General features: G+C 41.8%; 17 protein-coding genes and 1 pseudogene. 3 read left to right on the top strand and 15 right to left on the bottom strand.

Features of this window, described 5'->3' with window-relative positions; genetic code table 11:
• Positions 1–85: 85 nt before the first annotated feature.
• The 8 genes from LIQ05_RS17355 to LIQ05_RS20770 form a co-directional block, all read right to left on the bottom strand.
• Positions 86–2272 carry a glycoside hydrolase family 2 protein gene (locus LIQ05_RS17355; RefSeq protein ID WP_148463459.1) on the bottom strand — a complete coding sequence of 729 codons (2187 nt, stop codon included), beginning with the start codon at positions 2270–2272 and terminating at the stop codon, positions 86–88.
• A 14-nt stretch (positions 2273–2286) separates the two neighbouring features.
• Positions 2287–3129 carry a carbohydrate ABC transporter permease gene (locus LIQ05_RS17350; protein WP_148463458.1) on the bottom strand — a complete coding sequence of 281 codons (843 nt, stop codon included), beginning with the start codon at positions 3127–3129 and terminating at the stop codon, positions 2287–2289.
• 13 nt (positions 3130–3142) lie between these two features.
• Positions 3143–4009, bottom strand: a complete 867-nt coding sequence (locus LIQ05_RS17345) for a carbohydrate ABC transporter permease (protein WP_148463457.1) — start codon at positions 4007–4009, stop codon at positions 3143–3145.
• A gap of 66 nt (positions 4010–4075) precedes the next feature.
• A complete protein-coding gene (locus LIQ05_RS17340) occupies positions 4076–5356 on the bottom strand; it encodes an extracellular solute-binding protein (protein WP_148463456.1) in 1281 nt (426 codons plus the stop codon).
• Between the two features lie 145 nt (positions 5357–5501).
• Complete coding sequence (locus LIQ05_RS19980; protein ID WP_226822671.1) at positions 5502–6497, bottom strand: helix-turn-helix transcriptional regulator; 996 nt, start codon at positions 6495–6497, stop codon at positions 5502–5504.
• A gap of 5 nt (positions 6498–6502) precedes the next feature.
• Positions 6503–7123 (bottom strand): response regulator, encoded by a 621-nt coding sequence (locus LIQ05_RS17330; RefSeq protein ID WP_226822670.1) that lies wholly within the window; start codon positions 7121–7123, stop codon positions 6503–6505.
• Positions 7101–8972 carry a sensor histidine kinase gene (locus tag LIQ05_RS17325; RefSeq protein ID WP_195589066.1) on the bottom strand — a complete coding sequence of 624 codons (1872 nt, stop codon included), beginning with the start codon at positions 8970–8972 and terminating at the stop codon, positions 7101–7103. Before LIQ05_RS17325 ends, LIQ05_RS17330 begins: the two co-directional genes overlap by 23 nt.
• 69 nt (positions 8973–9041) lie before the next feature.
• On the bottom strand, positions 9042–9131 hold the full coding sequence (locus LIQ05_RS20770; RefSeq protein WP_368072576.1) for a DUF6783 domain-containing protein: 90 nt from the start codon (positions 9129–9131) through the stop codon (positions 9042–9044).
• A 54-nt stretch (positions 9132–9185) separates the two neighbouring features.
• Here LIQ05_RS20770 and LIQ05_RS17320 point away from each other — a divergent pair, with 54 nt between their 5' ends.
• Entirely contained in the window at positions 9186–9440 is a 255-nt protein-coding gene (locus LIQ05_RS17320; RefSeq protein ID WP_226822672.1) for a hypothetical protein, read from the top strand.
• A gap of 37 nt (positions 9441–9477) precedes the next feature.
• Here the strand turns inward: LIQ05_RS17320 and LIQ05_RS20435 are convergent.
• The 7 genes and pseudogenes from LIQ05_RS20435 to LIQ05_RS17280 all read right to left on the bottom strand — a co-directional run.
• A pseudogene (locus tag LIQ05_RS20435) lies at positions 9478–9687 on the bottom strand (HEPN domain-containing protein); the annotation flags it as partial.
• A gap of 28 nt (positions 9688–9715) precedes the next feature.
• Positions 9716–10051, bottom strand: a complete 336-nt coding sequence (locus tag LIQ05_RS17310; RefSeq protein ID WP_148463452.1) for a nucleotidyltransferase domain-containing protein — start codon at positions 10049–10051, stop codon at positions 9716–9718.
• Between the two features lie 712 nt (positions 10052–10763).
• Entirely contained in the window at positions 10764–11081 is a 318-nt protein-coding gene (locus tag LIQ05_RS17305) for a type II toxin-antitoxin system RelE/ParE family toxin (RefSeq protein ID WP_226822669.1), read from the bottom strand.
• 2 nt (positions 11082–11083) lie between these two features.
• The gene (locus LIQ05_RS17300; RefSeq protein ID WP_226822668.1) at positions 11084–11362 is read right to left on the bottom strand and encodes a type II toxin-antitoxin system Phd/YefM family antitoxin; all 279 of its coding nucleotides are present in this window, start codon (positions 11360–11362) and stop codon (positions 11084–11086) included.
• A gap of 343 nt (positions 11363–11705) precedes the next feature.
• On the bottom strand, positions 11706–11873 hold the full coding sequence (locus LIQ05_RS19975) for a hypothetical protein (protein WP_318289585.1): 168 nt from the start codon (positions 11871–11873) through the stop codon (positions 11706–11708).
• Positions 11874–12055: 182 nt separating this feature from the next.
• Positions 12056–13012 (bottom strand): ketopantoate reductase family protein, encoded by a 957-nt coding sequence (locus tag LIQ05_RS17285; RefSeq protein WP_226822667.1) that lies wholly within the window; start codon positions 13010–13012, stop codon positions 12056–12058.
• Between the two features lie 179 nt (positions 13013–13191).
• A complete protein-coding gene (locus LIQ05_RS17280) occupies positions 13192–13809 on the bottom strand; it encodes a thymidine kinase (protein ID WP_226822666.1) in 618 nt (205 codons plus the stop codon).
• 276 nt (positions 13810–14085) lie between these two features.
• Between LIQ05_RS17280 and LIQ05_RS17275 the strand changes: the two genes are divergently transcribed.
• A complete protein-coding gene (locus LIQ05_RS17275; protein ID WP_226822665.1) occupies positions 14086–15213 on the top strand; it encodes a glycerate kinase in 1128 nt (375 codons plus the stop codon).
• A 460-nt stretch (positions 15214–15673) separates the two neighbouring features.
• Positions 15674–18724, top strand: a complete 3051-nt coding sequence (locus tag LIQ05_RS17270; protein WP_226822664.1) for a CAP domain-containing protein — start codon at positions 15674–15676, stop codon at positions 18722–18724.
• Positions 18725–18777: the final 53 nt, after the last annotated feature.

The raw sequence follows: 18777 nt of genomic DNA, 5'->3' as shown, positions 1-18777 counted from the left end.
AACAGGTACAAAAAGGGAGATGCGAAAAAACTCAATCGAGTTTTTTCACATCCCCTTTTTCCCTATACCACGTTACGTTCCATCATTACGCCCAGTAAATTCTGCATCCAGTTTCATGGCTCATATGAACCGGATGGCCAGGTGTATGCTCTGGCATATAAAATACATCATGGTATTCGTTTCTGGCCAGAAGCTTTCCATCCTGCTCTATCCACAGTGCAACATTATAGACGTTTCCACTGTGAATCGTTCCGTCAAAATCCCAGAGCTTTGTGAGAGAATCCTCTGCTATGACAATGCTTTTCACATCCTCAGCTACTACTTTGCCTGTTTCGTCAGTAATGCTGTAGCCTACCTGGCAGGTTCCAAGCGGATAACTGTAATCGTTTACTGCATAAATTGCATCCAGCTTGTCTTTAAATTTTAAAAATATTCCAATTGGCATATTGCTTTCCAGCACAGCCTGCAGACCCTTTTTCGGAAGCCCCCAGTAATCATAAATTCCGTAAAATGTTTGCGGACACATATCATTAAATAAGAACTGTACATAGCCTGCGTTTGGTTTATACTTCTGCATACGGTAATGTTCAATAAAATATTTCAGTAAATAATATTGATACTGTCCGATTGAATCCAAATTTTCCAGTATTGGCTGTAAACGGCGGTAAACGGGTGGCATTTTTTTCAGGTTATCGATACATGGCGGTGCATCAAAGCCGAACTCTGTATTCATTTTTTCTGTTGTTCCATAGATATCACTGTAATGCCCCTCTGCACCGTCCAGTGAACCGGTATAGTTATGACTGTCTCCGCTGTCTGGATCATTTACGCAGAAGGAACCTTTAATGACCGGACGACTTGGATCATGCTCGCATACTGCTGCAAACAGCTTTGGACCTGGGCTTACCTTCATTGCATCACAGTCAGCCCGATCCATATCCGGAGTTGGATTTAATGTAAGATTACCTGGTTCATTCATGCAGATCCAGCAAAACAGAGAAGGATGTTTTTTTAGCATATCGACAGTTTCCAGGTAAATATGGATAAAACGGTCTGCAAATGCTTCGTCCACCGGATGCATCCAGTTATATTCAGAATCATGCATAATTCCAAGGCCAAGTTCATCACATAGCTCATAGAAAACTGGAAGGTCTACGTGTACGTGTACACGAAGCATATTAAAGCCGCTGTTTTTTATTTGCAGCAAGTCTCTGCGATAACGTTCTTCGTTCATTGCAGAAACATATGCATCTGGAAAATAGGCTGTTCCTCTCATGTAGAAATCTTTTCCATTTAAAATAAATTTTGTCATTTCCGGTGTGCGATGCATCTCAATTTTCCGGAAACCAGTTGTCTCTTCGTAAGATTCCATTACTGAGCCATCTTTTGCACAGAGAGCAACTTTTACCCGGTAGACAAAAGGCGTTCCTTTATCCCATGTATTCCAGAGACGGACATGAGAGAGTATTCCATCCAGGCTGGCAACGGTCGGTTCAGGGTCATTGCATGACTGTGTGCCGACCAGATCCTCATTCTTTAAAAAGACTACTGCTCCGGTAAAGCAGTCTGTAATACTCCACTTCAAAGACGCAGTTTCCAGATTCTTTATCTTAACTTTCAAATGCAGACTGGCATTCTCCAGCGTATCATCCAGCTGATAAGAAAATTCCGGGTTTTCTGCAAAGCCAGCTCCCTTTTGTATTTTCAGGCTGACGCTTCCATAAATGCCGACCGGATTTACATCTCTTTGAATGAACGTGTCAGAATGCTCATAAGTACCTTTTACCATATTTCGGTAGATTAAAAAGGTACGCCGTTCCTGTCGGTTTGCTGCAACCTCGTCATCCCATGGTGACCAGACTTTTACGATCAGTCGGTTCTTTCCGTTTCTCTGTACTGCCTCGTCTAGTGAAAAAGAAAATGGAGCTGAATATCCTTCATGACTACCAAGGTATACACCATTCAACCAAACTTTGCAGTAATAATCCACATTTGTAAAACAAAGTTCTATATGTTCTTCTGCTCCAAGTGCCAGTTCAAACTCTTTTTTATACCACCATGGGGCATCATTAAAATATCGCAGTTCTCTTCCCCAGTACGGATGCTCCGAAAAAAGGAGCTGTAGGTGCTTTAATTCTGGCAGTGGCTCCCATTCTGAAATTTGTGGCCCCTGCAGTGTCATAAAATCCTCACGTTCTGGCAGGCCAAGCTGCTCACACGTATCATGTACATCCTGTAAAATATTCCAGTTCTTTGATAAATCCAGTTTCATATATCCTCCTGTATTCAGCTCTTGACAGCACCTGCTGCCATGCCCTCCATTACCTGTTTATTTAAAAAGAAATATACTATAATTGTCGGAAGAATTGCAATTACGATTGCTGAAAAGGTAGCACCCCAGTCTCTGCGTCCCATTTCACCAACAAAAGCGTTTAGTCCGATTGGAAGAGTTTTCATCTCGTCTTTTGTCATAAACGTATTTGCATAAGTAAACTCATTCCAGATTGACACAAAGTTATAGATAACCACTGTGACAGTGGAATTTTTTGCCATTGGAAATACTATCTGCCTGAAAATCCTAAAATTACCTGCTCCGTCAATTGCTCCCGCCTCCAGCAGTTCATTCGGTATGTATTTCATGAATCCAACATACAGGAAAATACACATTGGCAGACTGAAGCCTATCTGTGGCAGAATAACGGCAGCATAGGTATTACGCAATCCCAACGTATTATAAGTCTGGAACATTGGGATCAGACATGAAAATGTGGGAATCATCATGCCAAGTAAAAAAAAGGTTAATACCTTTTCGCTCTGTTTGAAGCGAATTTTGCTGATCGCATAGGCCGCCGGTGCACTTAGTACTACGATACCAAACAGTGTACATATAGCTACAACCACACTGTTAAGAAAATAGCGCACGAGACTGGACTGCGTAAACGCTTTGATATAATTTCCAAGATAAAAGCTACCAGGAAGCGCATATGGCGCAGAACCGGCAATTTCCTCTGGTGTTTTTAAGCTCGCTATAAGAACCCAAAATACCGGGTAACTTTGCAGCACTACAAAAAAGATAATGAAGATTAGAAATATTATTTTTGTTTTCTTACCTGCCTGTAACGTTTCCATCTAATCCCCCCCATCAATCACTGAATTTTTTCTGAATCAGTTTAACGATTCCTACGGCTATTAATGATTCAATCAAAATAAATACCGCAAGCGTACTTCCATAGCCGAAGTTTGACATACTGAATGCCGTTTTATACATATAGGTTGCCACAAGTTCTGTTGCATTACCAGGACCACCTCCGGTCAGGATGTAAGATACATCAAATCCCTTCAGACAGCCGTTTACAAGAATGACCAGAACCACAAAAAACATATTTTTAATTGCCGGAAGTTTGACAAAGAAATATGCCTGTATCCAGTTGCATCCATCAATATACGCAGCCTCTATGGTGTCTTTGGAAACATTCATCAGTGCGGCATAAAAAATAACCATATATAATCCACAGAATTTGTATCCATCAATCAGAGTCACCCATGTTAGTGCATATTTAAAATCAGATAAAAAAGCTATTGGTTTGAGATGCATCAGCTTCATCAGTGCCGGTATTACACCGAGTGGCTGAACTGACAGCAGTTTTTCAAAGATCTTGCAGACCGCCATAGATGAAATAATACAGGGAATGAAGTACAATACCCGGAATAGATTGGACCCCTTTTTAATTCCGGAAAGAAGGGTAGCCATTAAAAGTCCCATAAACATCTGAAAGACTGTGCCGAGCAACAGGAAAAACATATTATTCAAAAAAGCAGTTCGCAAATTTTTATCTGACAGCATTCGGCTGTAATTTTTCAAGCCTGCAAATGTTTTTTCTCCGATTCCATTCCAGTCCATAAAGCTGTAGCCAATAGTTTGAAGCATTGGGAAAAGAACAATCGACACATAAACCACAAGTGCGGGCAATAAAAAAAGCCATGGTTCTATTTTTCTTTTTGGCTTCATATTTGTCTTCCTTTCTGATATCCAGGGCTTTTGATTTTCAAAAGCCCCGAATGCTGTTTCTCTGTCTTATTTCTGATTTTTTACATATTCATCCATATTTGCAGCCCACTCTTCAGGAGTTTCCTGACCAAGTGCAAGGATGACGGTCTCTTTTTCCAGCGGCTCTACAAGTGCAGAATCAATAACTACATCCCAGCATTTTGCATACTCCTTCACATTGGACACATCCTCAATGATCTGCTGATATACCTTTGGAAGACTCTGCATTGTTTCTTCATCTGGCATTACGGATGGAAGCTGATTGTAAGAAAGACTTGCATCTGCATAATGTTCAAGAAGGTATTTCATCCACGCTTTCATCTCGTCATCCACAGCATCGGTGCGAATCGCAGTTCCAATACCGGAGTTTGCAAAGAAGTCGGTTGCTGTTGTCACATCTGCATCTGAATATGTTGGCATAGTGAAGTATCCAATATTATCTTTAATGTTTTCGTCCTCACCAATCATATCTGCCTGATCAAGTGCCCATGTACCATTATACATAATTGCTGCCTGTCCGGAAGCAAAGAGATCAATCATTGTATCGTAATCTGCACTGCTCCAGCCTTCCTGGAAGTACTGTGCAATATCCTGAATAAACTGTGCTCCTTTCAGTCCTGCTTCTTCACCAAAAGATCCTTCTCCGGATACTGCATTTTCAATATATTCATTTCCTGTCAGTCGGAATGGAACCTGTGCAAAGTAGCGGAGGATTGGCCAGTCACCACCCATTGCAATCGGAATAATTTCCTGATCCTGTAACAGCTTGCAATCTGCAAGTAACTCATCAAATGTTTTGGGAGTTTCCGTAATTCCAGCCTGCTCAAACAGATCTTTGTTGTAGAAGAAATATTCGGTGTTGCACTGCAGCGTCATCAGATTCAGACTGCCATCTGAAAGTCTTGCGTATTCCTTCGAGATTGGGAAAATCTGGTCATACATTCCAAGCTCTTTGTACAAATCTTCAAAGGAATAGGCTTTTCCGTCTGCAACAATATCTGCGAACCAGGTATCCGGATCGGAGTCAAACCACTCAGGCAATTCATCGCTTGCTGCCAGAATTTTCAGTTTCTGCAGATATGCAGTACGATCTGAAATATTCTCAATTTCAAAATTAAAGTCCAGATCAGGATTCTCTTCCTGGTACTGCTTGGCAATATCCTGTATTGCCAAAATTGCTGATTCAGATGCACTTCTGGATGACAGCCAGTTAATATTCAGTTCACGTTCTGCTGCATTTACTGTTACTCCAAATATAGAAGATGCCATGGCAGCTGTTAATGCTGCGATAAGTATTCTTTTTTTCATTACGATTTCTCCCTTTTAATTTAATTTTTTGTTCCTGAATATACTTCAAACCGGTTTAATTTTTTTCTGGAACTCTTTGTTGTCTTAATTATAATAAAATACGAATCTCTCCGGAATGGAGAAAATTCGTATTATTGGTAAAATCTTAAGTTGTCTTTAGATAGTTGCTGCTCACATTCTGATACTGTTTCGGTGATACACCGAAATATTTTTTGAAGCACTTACTGAAGTAACTGACATCGAAAAATCCGACTCTTTGAGCTACTTCTGTCACATTGTAATTCGTTCTTTGGAAAAGCCTGCCGGCCATTTCCATTCGTGTCTGTAAAATATATGCTCCAATCGTTGTATCTGTCTGTTTCTTAAAAAGAAAGCACATATACTGAAGATTGACATCCAGTGCATCCGCAATCTGCTCAAGGCACAATTCATCATCCTGATAATGTGCCTTGATGTATTCCTTTGTTCTTCTCACAATGGCAGAATTGCTGCTATTCTTTGAAAGATGTACCTGCTGTAAAATCTGTTCTCCATAGCGAATGAGTTCCGTCTGAATTTCTGAGACAGAACTGATTTCTATATAATCACTGGAAAAAAGCTTGCTGTTTTTTTCAACCGTTTCTGTCACTCCGTATTCCATAGCGAAATCCAGCAACGCAGACGACACCTGGTTGATCTGCAGCAAAAACTGTTCCCGAGATGGCTGGAGCAATGCAAGAGAGTCTGCAAATGTCCGCAGCATTTCTTTTACTAGGCTCCTCTGATTTTGTCGCATAGCAGCAACCAGCCGTTGGATAAAATCATCATTTTGCAGCAGATAGCCGTTTTCCTGCTGCTCTTCAGTGGCATCCTCTACGTAAAAAACGCCGGAATATTCATAAAAACACCGTTTTCGTTCCAACGCAAACGCTTCAATATAGGAGTCATAAAGCTGATTGGCTTCTGTATAAAATCCTCCAATTACAGCAGTGGTTCCAAGATCGCCCTCCGGGTCACATACCTCAATCGTTTTTTTCAGCAGCGACCGAATCCACTCTGCATCATAAGGTGATTCACATATTCCTACAAGAAGGCAGAGCGATTTCTGGAAATTAATGTAACTGATGCAGCAGTTTTTTTCTCCAAGTAGTTCACAAAACACATTTTCTACCGTAAAGTAGTAAAGCTCATAATCTGTTTTTTCCAGTTGCCCGGTAAATGATTAACCCGGTAAAGTATGACGACATGGCGCTTGGCATCCAGTCGATAGCCCACCTCAGAAGCAAGCTTCTGCATTCCCTCCTGATCCTTATCTTTTCTTACAAACTGTGATGCTGCAAAATGTCTCATATAATTTTGATAGTTTCGTTTTTTTTTATCCAGCACCTCCAGATTTTGATCCTTTTTCACTTCCTGATCGATTCGTTCACTGGTTTGCCTGAGACTCTTATGCAGACTCTCGACTGTCACAGGCTTCAGCAGAAAATCCTGTACTCCCATCTGAATGGCTTTCTGCGCATACTCAAACTTGTCATAACCGGAAATGATAATAAAGCGGGTCTGAAGTGCTTGTTTCTGTATATATGAAATTACATCAAAGCCTGTCATCTGTGGCATACTGATGTCGATCAAAATAATTTCCGGATGATACTGTTCAATCAGCTCGATACCAAGCTTTCCGTTTCCGGCGTCACCTACCACAGTAAATTCATCCTTAAAGCTCCTGACATATTTTATTAACGCCTGTCTGAAAAAATACTCATCATCAATAATAACGATTTTCTTCATATTGCTTTCTCCCCGCTGTTTCTTGGTCTCTTTCCAGTATAGACGATGCTGTTTCGTCTAAATGTTCCAGTTTCGGAATCCGTAATATCACGATTGTCCCTTTCCCTGGTTCACTTTCCAAGCGGATGCCGTATTCGGTTCCATATAAAAGTCGCACACGCCTGTTGATGCTGAATAATCCGAAAGAACCCTTTTCCTCTCCACGGGCTTCGTCAAGATTCTTATTCAGCTGACAGAGTTTTTCCGGTTCAATTCCGTTTCCATCATCCTTTACGGTAATTACAACAGTATCCGCTGCATTTTTTATGCTCAGTGAGACGAAACACATACGACCATCTGATGCTGTTCCGTGAACAATCGCATTCTCCAGAATCGGTTGCAGAGTCAATTTTGGAATTACGTACTGTTCCGTTTCCTTTTCACATACGATTTCGTAATCAAAATACTCCATGTGGCGTAATTTTTCAATGTATAAATACTGTTTTACCATATCAATTTCTGTAGCAATGGTTATAATATTGGATCCCTTGCTTAACGAATTGCGATAGAATCTGGCAAGTGTAGAAATTGCTTCGCCTGCCTCATCATAAATACCAAGATCTATCATAGATTTGATCATTTCAAGCGTATTGTACAGAAAATGAGGTTTAATCTGCTCCTGTATCAACCGAAACTGATAGTCATTTTTTTCACGTTCTTCTTCATAAATGGTTTGTAAAAGCTGTTGTGTCTGTTCGGCAAATGTATTATACCCACGGTATAAAATCTGGATTTCTTCGGAAGTTCCAGGCACTTCTACCGGTGCATAGGCTTCTTTTACTACATTCTTCATGACCTCACTCAGATCCAGGATTGGCCCAGATATGGCTCTGGCATTCCACCAGGATAAAAGTGCAAAAAACAGAATCACCAGTAAATTACAGATAAAAAAGATCCTTGCAAACAAATGCTGTTCTTTCATCAGCTCATCCATTGGAATCACATGAATGAGCTTCCAGTCTGGCAGTGACATTTGTGTTGAGCAATAGACAACATTTTCCTTGGTTAAATAGTCCTGTGTTTCCAGATTCTCTACATCCCTCTTGGAAAAGGGAAAGGCTTCCCGTATGGTTTTTCCTGTGTAATTCAGGTCCGATGCAAGTAAAATAGTATTTTCCTGATCCGTTATGTAAAACGTAACCTCGCTGTTATTTGGCCTGTAGTTTACAAATGGCGAGGCTATAGTTGATGCTTCGATGAAAAACATAAGGTATCCATAAGTTTCTCTTGTATTTAAATCAACAATCGGCTTTGATATCAAAAAAACATATTTTCCGTTTTCCTTTAATGTTTCTCTTGCAGGCAAATAAAAATAAGGACCTGTTATCATCGCCTGTCTTGCATTTTGATGCTGTTTCATTATCTGTTCTTTATCAAACGAATCCAGTTCCGACAGATTATATCCGCCAGCCTGAAAAAAACTTCCGTCTTTCGCCATAATATCCCACATTGCAATATTAGGGCTCAGGGCAATAATGGCATTAATAATGGTATTGATTTTTTTGCGGACAGCATATTGTTCTGCTTCAGATCCCGGCAGTGTTGGATACGTTCGGGCGATACGGATAATTCCATCATTGATCGATGCTGATATGCTGAAATTGATGACGTGCTGTAGTGTACTTTCCAGATTATCTGTGATAGAAGCAAGCTCTCGCCTGGTACTGCTTACTGCAAGCTGCGAAAAATATTTTTGTGAAGAAAACTGAAACACCCCCATAATGAGCAACATAATTCCTAAAAAACATCCAACAAAAGAGAAAAAAATCCGGTTTCTCAATTTTGCAAACCATTTTTGTACTTTTGTCATAATTTCCTCCATTTTCATGATCTGTACTGCTTTTCTTAATTTTTATTATAACCAGTTTATATCTGTTTCTCAATCAATAATTTCCCACAAACTAGGGTGTGTTTGGAAAATGCTTTCTGCAAGATGTGCGTCACAGCTTGTGGAACCTTTGTCCCGCAAAGTGAGGAATGCAGATTCCAGAAAGGAGCAGATGTTTCATGGATGAAGTGTTAGATGAGCGCAAAAGAAAAATGTGAAGATAAAAAAGATGAAAGCGAAGAGTGTAAAGAAACAGATGGTATTCAATATAGCGATAATGATATAAATAATTTTATAAATAAAGCAAAGAAGATTATGCTGGAAAGATATTGTGAATTAGAAAATGGGTCATTAAGAAAGGATGATGAGGAAAGAGATAACATACGTCGTTATATATTACAAAAATATCCAACGGTTGTAGAGAAATATAAAAGTCATCATAATCGCTAGTTTCACGCTCTTGTTTCAATCTTCCCAGCTTTTTTCCGATTTCTCTTGGAAAAATATCTGTTGCAACATATGTCTTATTAAAATATGCAACAGCATCTTTATGTCTCTTAAAATCTACCTCTTCTAAAGCCAAAACCGCCTTCACCGCATAAAAAGCGGCATAATAGCTACGGTTTATTGAATCCTTATAATGTTGACTTTCCAGACATAACGCAGATACCCCCAACGTCTCGATTGCGCTTCTCATGCGATATATACACAAATCAACTTTCTTTTCACTCACTGACTACTACCCCCTCATCTCTCACATTTCGATAAAAAGGTAACGTATCTACCCAATATTCATACTGTTCTTCATTTTTGATAACCGGAGATATTTCAATTCCTGTGCTCATCTCGACATCAAAAGCCAGATCGTAAATATCATTTTTAATAGCTCTGATTTCCTCGTCAGACAATTTTACCAGTATCATAATATCTACGTCAGAATTATCTCGATAATCACCCCTGGCATATGAACCATATACAATAACTTTTGTCAGCTTTTCACCCAGCATACGCTTCACTTCCTGGGAAAATTTATATATAATACTACTTACATTTTCTGGCATACAATCACTTCCTTACTGATAAATGGTTCCCGTGTTCTCTTTTTCTCAGTATAGCATATTTTTCTATAATATTTCCACTTATTTTGCTTTTAATGCAATTACACTGAAACAGATAAAAACAGGTCAATCCATAGGTCAATTTTATCTGGACACCTCCGCCAGCCCTTATTTTATGGGCATTCCAGCCTAAAAGTATAGCGGACTCTGACTCCGTCATTTCAAGGTTCGAATCCTTGTAGCCCTGCTAAGTGGGGCACCTCGGATGAGGTGCTTTTTTTGTATTATGGAAGTCCCGGAAGCCGCGTAGTTACTGGCTTTCTGGGACTTTTAAATTTTTCTGAAGTTCTTTTTTGTGACTCTGACAGACGATTTTCCCTTATTTTCCTTATTGGTTTTTACTGCATTTTCGGCGGTTTTAAAATGTGATAGGTCAATCTTAGGTCAATTATAGGTCAATTTAAAATAACGATCTCGCCCAAAGGTGCCGAAAACAGGAAAAATGAAGAAAATCGGCTAAAAATCGACAAAATTCTACTTTTTCTACCTTTTGCACAAAAAATTATGTTTACTTTTGTGATATTTTCGCCTCATAATCAAGACAGTTTCCACGCTTCAAGTGCACAAATCCATTTTAGTACTCCCACCGCTTATTCTTCTGTCCGAAGGCGAACCTTAATTGACTTACTTGGTCAGTTATATTTCGGCGTTTGCCTCACAGCCCTCGGATAATGTTCAAATAATCCTGTCTCTGGTCTACGACAGCATATATAATAACTTCCTTTCTGGCTTCATTAACTTTATAAAATACAAAGTCTTTTTCAAAGAGCAAAACCTTGTACCCCTGGCGCTTTAATACCAGGTATCTTGGATTAATTCCAAGATCTGGATTTTCTCCAAGCTGTCGTATACGATCTTCTATCTCATCTAACTTTTTCAATGCCACGTCATTGCCGAAATTCTGCGCAATATATAATACAATCCTTCGCAGACCTGCATCCGCGGTATCAGTACGAACAATATTGTATTTCAAACTCAGCCCTCCTGCAGCATAGCACGTAAATCGTCAAAGGTTTCACTGATCGGCGCAACGCGACCATTCTTTACATCATCTTCTGCTTCAGCAAGAACTTCAAGCAATTCTATTCTTGATTTCATGTTCTTATACTCTTCATAGGACAAGGATACAGTATCCCCTCTTCCATTTACAGTTATAATAACTGCTTCTTTCCCCTCTCGGCACTGTTTTGATATTTCATTATAATGATTTCGTAAATCCGCTGATGGTCTGATAGCTTCCTGCATAGAAAACATAGTACACACCTCCTATTTTATATATGAAAATTATATCATCCATCGTCTATATTTTCAATTTCCTAATCAATTTCATTCTGTAAATTTTAAGTTTCTTCCCTTGTTCTATCGTTATTTAAAAAACCCCATATAGCGGCATTACTTACACTATATAGGGCTTGCTCCTATCTCGTTTCTCTCAAATATTTATCCATTATTGCTACTGTTTCAGGCTCATTATCAAATGCTTCAATATGCATAATCTGTACACATAAGCCTTCATCTATACTCACTACGGGGAGCGTCTTTCTCTGTATAAAATTTACCGGCACAATCTATAAGCCGCGATCCTAAAGGAAACCTGTCACGCTATATTACTGATATCTTCCGGATTTACATCATTGAAAAAATTTGCATAGTTGGTCACATTGTGTTTCCGCCAGTCCTGGACGGCGATCAGTTTTTCAGCCGTCACATCCAATCTGGCTTCTTCCTTTACTTCTTTTTCTGTACAGGCCGTAAACCTTTTCAAACGGGATATCCGTTTTGGCAGAGATCATTTCTGCCGCGATTTCTCTTAATTCCAGGTAACGTTCTTTATCAAATTTATCTTTTCCATACTGGAGCCCGCCTGCGCGGTGCTTTGAATACGGATTGCAAAATCAAGCCATTTATCGTTCATTTTTTTTTACGCCTCTCAATAGCTGTAATTCTTTACCTGGAACAGGTTACTTCCCCATCCTCTTTGCTATAGTCAAACTTCCCATCATTTTTCTCTTCCAAAGCTTTTATCATATGGAAGGTATATTCATTATACGGCGTAGGAATCCCCAGTTCCCGCCCCATGCGGACCAACGCGCCTGAGAACATATCAATCTCCGTATGGCGTCCCGCATCCAGATCCTGCAGTGTGGAATATCTGGCAGATGGAGGAACAGCACTTCCATGGCTGGATGAGGCGGCTGCCTTACTTATATCGATTCCTTTTGCAGCGGCAATGGCTTCCAGTTCTCTTCTAAGTCCGTCGCTGATTGCTTTCATATGAACGCTGTCCTGGTAACAGCCAACTCCCACCCCCAGAATTGCCTGAGGCAGATTATTGCATACATTCAGCCGAAATTTGCTCCACATTTCTTCCCTGATATATTCTGTAGAGCGATAATGCAGTCCGGTATCTGCAAAAAGAGCCTCAATGGCCTGTACACGTTCGCTGTCATAGGGTGCGCAAGGCTCTCCGAAAATAATGCCAATGGTGGTTTCCGGGTTAAAGCAATATCCATTTTTCTCTTTATGGGAAGCAACTTTTATTACCGAATAGAGCACATGGGAAGCTCCAACTTCAGCGGAAATCAGCTCCTCGCTGTCCACACCGTTCATAAGGCTCATAATCGTGGTATTCTCCCCTGTAACCTGGCGGATGCTGTCCATTGCGCCTGGCAATGCCCCGTATTTCAAGGACACGATCAGAAGATCTACCCCCTTTGCTTCCTTGGGTGTCCATACTTCCGGATGATAAACCTCCCCATTGATCGTGCAGCCTTTTTTCAATTTCTCCGCACGCTTACCTTCTGCAAGAACTCCCAGCCGGATATCCTTCCGCCTTGAAAGCCCCCATATCACATAAGACCCAACCGCACCTGCACCAAGAACTGCAACTGATTTTATCTTCATTTTCTTAATCTCCTTTTGCCATTTTTGTCAAAAAACAATCCCTCTAACCCGTTAATAAATCGATTTGCCCAAAAGCCCTTAAATAACGGCAGCTTTCTTTCACCTTCTTAACTACGCTAAAAGGAATGTGGAGCAAATACATCATCATCGGTCTGCGCCATGAATATCCCTATTCTCTGCTACTCATCCGCTATCTTGCTCAGCTTCCACAGCTTTCCTTCTTTATAATGCTTCCTGCAAAGCGCCACATAGCTCTCATTAGATCCCAGGAAGATCTGGGCGCCTTCGCGTACGATTTTGCCATCGGCGTACCTTGTGTTGCACTGGGCGCGGCGGCCGCACCAGCAGACGGTAGGGACTTCCTCGATAATGTCTGCGATTTCCATGAGGCGCCTGGAGCCTGGGAAAAGGTGGTTCAGGAAATCGGTGCGCAGGCCGTAGCAGATCACCGGAATATTGTAGAAATCCACCAGATCTGACAGCGTATCCACTTCCTCTGGAGAAAGAAACTGAGCTTCGTCCACCAGAACTGCATCCACTTTTTTCCCATGATATAAGTATTCTGCGCATTCCGGACTCCAAATGCTGGAAATCTCTTTTAAAAATTCATTTACATATCCAGCTGGAGCAGACAAGCCAATACGAGACTGGATCTCGTGCTCTCCGTCACGGTTATCTGTCCGAGGTTTCAGCAGCACCGCATACTGACCACGCTCTTCATAATTATAACGAACCATCAGAATATTGGCAGACTTGGAGCTGCCCATTGCACCATACCGGAAATATAACTTTGCCATATTATAACCTCTTCCTCTTTTTTCTGTAATGATTATACATGATTCGCAAAATCCAGGCAACGAGCAAAATATGCTCCGGACACTTTCCGGCTTTGTTTCTTCTGCGGAAACTGACAGCAACGTACAACGTAAAAGAGGGATAGGAAGGGCCAACTATACCTTTGTACATTTGGCAACAAAAAGGGGGATTCTTTTTTCTCAAATATATGATAGTATATTTCATATATGGTAATATCGCTAATAGGCAACATGTCCGTTTTGGGGAGGTTTATTCATATGAAGGTTGTCATCGCAATTGATTCTTTTAAGGGAAGCTTAAGCTCAATAGAGGCCGGAATGGCCATCAAGGAAGGAGTTCTTCGGGCAAAGCCGGATGCCAGAATCGTTGTAAAACCTCTCGCAGACGGCGGAGAGGGCACCACGGACGCCTTGATCGAAGGCATGAACGGAGAGCAGATCGATCTGACCGTCACAGGTCCCATGCACACTCCAGTCAATGCTTATTATGGATATTTGAAAGACAGCAATACCGCTGTTATGGAAATGGCTTCCGCGGCCGGGATCACACTGGTTCCGGATGATGCAAAGGATCCTCTTCTTGCTACCAGCTACGGTGTGGGCGAAATGATAAACCATGCCCTCCAGAAGGGTTGCCGCAATTTTATCATTGGAATCGGCGGAAGTGCCACCAATGACGGCGGCATCGGTATGTTAAAAGCTCTTGGCGTACGTTTTTTCGATGAAAATGGTGTGGATGCCGGCGAAGGCGGACAGGCACTGGCGAAGGTCTCCGGAATCGATATTTCCGGCCTGAATCCTCTTTTAAGAGAAGCTCATATTCAGGTAGCATGCGATGTGAATAACCCTCTTTGCGGTGAAAATGGCGCCACCTATGTTTACGGTCCGCAAAAAGGTGTAACAGAAAATCAGAAAAAACAATTAGATGAAGCTATGGCACATTTTGCCCAAATCACTTCCAAAGCTCTGGGAACAGATTACTGCAATACCCCTGGTGCCGGTGCTGCCGGAGGGCTTGGCTTCGCTTTTCTCTCCTACCTGGGTGCGACGCTGATACCTGGTATCGAACTTATTTTGAATGCTGTAGGACTGGAGCAGGAACTTTCTGATGCAGACGTGGTAGTCACCGGTGAAGGCCGCCTGGATTTTCAGACAGCCATGGGAAAAGCCCCTATAGGCGTGGCGAAGCTGGCAAAAAAGCACCATGCAAAGGTTATCGCATTTGCCGGAAGTGTCACAAAGGAAGCAGCAGCCTGCAATAAAGAGGGAATTGACGCTTTTTTCCCAATTTTACGAAATGTCTGCACACTTGCGGAAGCTATGGAGCCTGCCAATGCAAAGGCCAATATGACTGCTGCTGCCGAGCAGGTGTTCCGGCTGCTTTAAGGCAATATAATGGTTTAATTCTGGCTGTAAACCGAATTAAACCATTATATCGCCTTTCTCCATTTATTCTATTAAAACTTTTTATAAAGGCAATTTCCGCCAGTTTAAACGTACCACAGGAATATACCTGACTTGTCCCTGTCAGCGTCCAGGCGTTATTCTCCAGAAGGATTTTCTCTGCCTTGGAACCAGCACGCACCGCAATTCCTCCACGACTTCTCAGGTCCTTCACAGTTTTGTCCGGACAAGCTGCATCTACCAGAACCTTCAGCTCACTTTCCAGGTAAGATTCCGTCCAGTAATACGCATCCTGCCCTCTCCCGCCCCCAAAAGGCGCAAAAATATAATTTTATTATACGCTTTTAGTCTTTTTTGTCAAAAAATTTATTTCCAGCAGATTGATATTTTCAATGTATTGTGTAAAATAAAATCATCAGGTTTTATCTAAGGAGGGAGTTCTATGAATCAGAAAAGAACCAGACACATTATTCTGGGGACAGTTATTTTTTTCCTTTTAATGTTCTTACTGTCTCCGGGACGCAGCACTACTGTACAGGCTGCAGCAAATGATAACGAAACTGTACAGATCAAACTTGCAGAGGGCGTTTACCGCTACGATTACGCCTATCAGATGCTTGAAATTGTTAACCAGGAACGCGCCAAATATAACCAGGCGCCTTTAGTCATGGACCAGAAGCTCCTTGAGCATGCCATGCAGCGATCAGCTGAGATCAGTGTCCGTTTCAGTCATTCCAGGCCAAATGGATACGGATACGGTTATCAGTCCGGGTGTAGTATATTAAGTGAAAACCTGGCAATTACACCGAATAATGATAATCCGCCAGTACAGGCAATGGATAACCTTATGAGCGATGGGCCTCATTCCGCCGCAATTATTTCTTATCAGCATGTTTCCGTTGGAATCGGATGTTTCTACCAAAGCGGACGTTACTATTGGGCACAGGAGTTTTCCACAGAAAGTGCAGAAGCATATTCACAGCCGGCAAACCGCACAGTTACCCCTGTAGTAAATACCCAGCCTAGATTTTTAAATGCACACTTTTTAGAAGCAACTCCACTTACTTTTACAGAGGGCTCCAAAACCATAAATTTATATCTTTCCTGCCTTGACTCTTTCTATGTCAAACTGGATCCATCTAACTTTTTATGGCAGTCTGAGGATTCTTCTGTAGCCACAATTAGTCAGACTGGTGTTATACAATTAAAAAAAGCGGGAGACATCAGCGTTACAGCGACTTTAAAGGTCTGCCCATCCATCAGCGTAACTATCCCACTTAATGCCTACTACGATCTGGAAAATTCCAGCGAGGTCATTGTCCACTATACAAATTCTTATAATTACACTGGAAAAGAAATTAACGTTTTTCCGTCCATTTCTTTCCATGGACGCACTTTGACAGAAGGTGTAGATTACTCACTTTCTATCGACAACAATATTAATGCAGGAACAGCCCACATGACAATGAAAGGACTGGGACTCTATCGCGGAACCCTGTATTATAACTATTACATTGATCCAATTCCCCTTTCGGATCTGACACTTTCTCTGCCCCAGTCAACCTTCTACTACGACGGAGAACCGATTACACCGAAACCAACCATAACCTGGAATGGAACAGAACTGGTTGAGGGAAAAGATTATACCCTCTCCTGGATTGACAACAATCAGCAGGGAAATGCTTACGTTCTTGTTCAATTATGCGGCAACTTCACAGGCGAGAAATATATGACCTTCTATATAGATAATATTTCCATCCACGATGCCGTTATCGGAGACATTCCTCCATTTACCTACACAGGTCAGCCATGCACCCCAGAACCAACTGTTACCTACAATGGACAGGTTCTTCAGAAGGACGTAGATTATATACTTACTTATACTAATAATATTAATATAAATTCTATGTACAACAGACCATGTGTTCATGTAAATGGCATTGGAAAATACAAAAATGGACCAGCAAAAGAATTTACCATTAATCCAATCACCGTTTCCGGCGAAACCTTCCAGCTTCCAAGTGCGAAATATGGTGATGGGAGCAGTACTGATTTTCTGAAAAATAATTTGATCATCATGTATAATGGCTCTCGTCTTCCTTCAGATAGCTTTACTGTAACTTCCGCTTTAATGTCCGCAGATAAAGAGATTCTCTTATTCTCTATCTCTTATTCTGGAAATTATACCGGAACCTCACATAATTTTACCTCTGTAAAAAGATGTAATATATCCGCTATTTCCGATCAGACTTATAGCGGTAAACCTGTCACTCCTGAAATAACTATAAGAAATGGTTCTTATGTTCTGAAGGAAGGTACTGATTATACCCTCTCCTGGGAAAATAACACAGAACCAGGAACTGCTTCCGTAACCATCACTGGTATGCAGGATTATTTCGGAAGTATTGCTTTAAATTTCCAGATTGTGAAACCGGCGCCACCAGATACACCAAGTCCGGAACCGACCAAGCCTGCCGATACTCCGACTCCGAAACCGACCAAACCTGCCGATACTCCGACTCCGGAACCGACTAAGCCTGCCGATACTCCGACTCCGAAACCGACCAAGCCTGCCGATACTCCGACTCCAGAACCGACCAAACCTGCCGATACTCCAAGCCCGAGTCCAGTTCCGACGAAACCTGCCGATACTCCGAGCCCGAGTCCAGTTCCTACGAAACCTGCTGCCACTCCAAGCCCGAGTCCAGTTCCGACGAAACCTGCCGATACTCCGAGCCCGAGTCCAGTTCCTACGAAACCTGCTGCCACTCCAAGCCCGAGTCCAGTTCCGACGAAACCTGCCGATACTCCGAGCCCGAGTCCAGTTCCTACTAAGCCTGCTGCCACTCCAAGCCCAAGTCCAGCTCCGGCGAAACCTGCTGCCACTCCAAGCCCAAGTCCAGCTCCGACGAAACCTGCTGCCACTCCGAGCCCAAGTCCAGTTCCAACCAAGCCTGCTACCACTCCGGCGCTTCAGACTACTTCCACCTGGAACAAAGTCACTCTCCGCTGGACAGCTGTAGACAATGCCAAGAATTACATCGTCTACAAAAAAACCGGTTCCGGCGCCTACAAAAAGCTGAAAACTGTAAAATCCAACGTTCTGTCCTACCAGGACAAGAAAATAAACGTAGGAACCACTTACCAGTACAGAGTTCGTGCCGTATTAAAATCTGGTGCAAACAGCCCATACAGCGCCACCATAAAAGTACGCCCAACCTTATCCCGCCCGAACCTTGTACTAAAAACCCAAAAAAGAAAACAAACCCTTTCCTGGAAAAAAGTTTCCGGTGCCAACGGCTACATCCTATATCAGCAAACTGGAAAAGGCAAATTCAAAAAAATAAAAACCCTTTCCGCCAAAACCACCCGCTATACCGTCCGCACTAAGAAGGGCGTCACCTATAGCTACAAAGTAGTTCCATACCGCACTGTAAGTAAAAAAGCAAAAATGGGAACTGCTAGTTTGATTAAGAAGGGAAAAGCGAAGTAATAGATTACTGTGATTAATTAACTTTAGAGAGCTTTCCAGAAGAGATTTTGGGC

Origin of the sequence: Blautia glucerasea, from assembly GCF_020537505.1 — a bacterium.
In the GTDB taxonomy this organism is placed as follows: Bacteria; Bacillota; Clostridia; order Lachnospirales; family Lachnospiraceae; genus Blautia_A.
Note: the sequence above shows the minus strand (reverse complement) of the source record. Positions and strands in the feature narration are given on the sequence as shown.

What these genes read in the sequence shown, in the direction of transcription:
- LIQ05_RS17355 (WP_148463459.1), bottom strand. Translation starts at nt 2,272, where the DNA reads ATGAAACTGGATTTATCAAAGAACTGGAATATTTTACAGGATGTACAT.
- LIQ05_RS17350 (WP_148463458.1), bottom strand. Translation starts at nt 3,129, where the DNA reads ATGGAAACGTTACAGGCAGGTAAGAAAACAAAAATAATATTTCTAATC.
- LIQ05_RS17345 (WP_148463457.1), bottom strand. Translation starts at nt 4,009, where the DNA reads ATGAAGCCAAAAAGAAAAATAGAACCATGGCTTTTTTTATTGCCCGCA.
- LIQ05_RS17340 (WP_148463456.1), bottom strand. Translation starts at nt 5,356, where the DNA reads ATGAAAAAAAGAATACTTATCGCAGCATTAACAGCTGCCATGGCATCT.
- LIQ05_RS17330 (WP_226822670.1), bottom strand. Translation starts at nt 7,123, where the DNA reads ATGAAGAAAATCGTTATTATTGATGATGAGTATTTTTTCAGACAGGCG.
- LIQ05_RS17325 (WP_195589066.1), bottom strand. Translation starts at nt 8,972, where the DNA reads ATGACAAAAGTACAAAAATGGTTTGCAAAATTGAGAAACCGGATTTTT.
- LIQ05_RS17320 (WP_226822672.1), top strand. Translation starts at nt 9,186, where the DNA reads ATGAGCGCAAAAGAAAAATGTGAAGATAAAAAAGATGAAAGCGAAGAG.
- LIQ05_RS17310 (WP_148463452.1), bottom strand. Translation starts at nt 10,051, where the DNA reads ATGCCAGAAAATGTAAGTAGTATTATATATAAATTTTCCCAGGAAGTG.
- LIQ05_RS17300 (WP_226822668.1), bottom strand. Translation starts at nt 11,362, where the DNA reads ATGTTTTCTATGCAGGAAGCTATCAGACCATCAGCGGATTTACGAAAT.
- LIQ05_RS17285 (WP_226822667.1), bottom strand. Translation starts at nt 13,012, where the DNA reads ATGAAGATAAAATCAGTTGCAGTTCTTGGTGCAGGTGCGGTTGGGTCT.
- LIQ05_RS17280 (WP_226822666.1), bottom strand. Translation starts at nt 13,809, where the DNA reads ATGGCAAAGTTATATTTCCGGTATGGTGCAATGGGCAGCTCCAAGTCT.
- LIQ05_RS17275 (WP_226822665.1), top strand. Translation starts at nt 14,086, where the DNA reads ATGAAGGTTGTCATCGCAATTGATTCTTTTAAGGGAAGCTTAAGCTCA.
- LIQ05_RS17270 (WP_226822664.1), top strand. Translation starts at nt 15,674, where the DNA reads ATGAATCAGAAAAGAACCAGACACATTATTCTGGGGACAGTTATTTTT.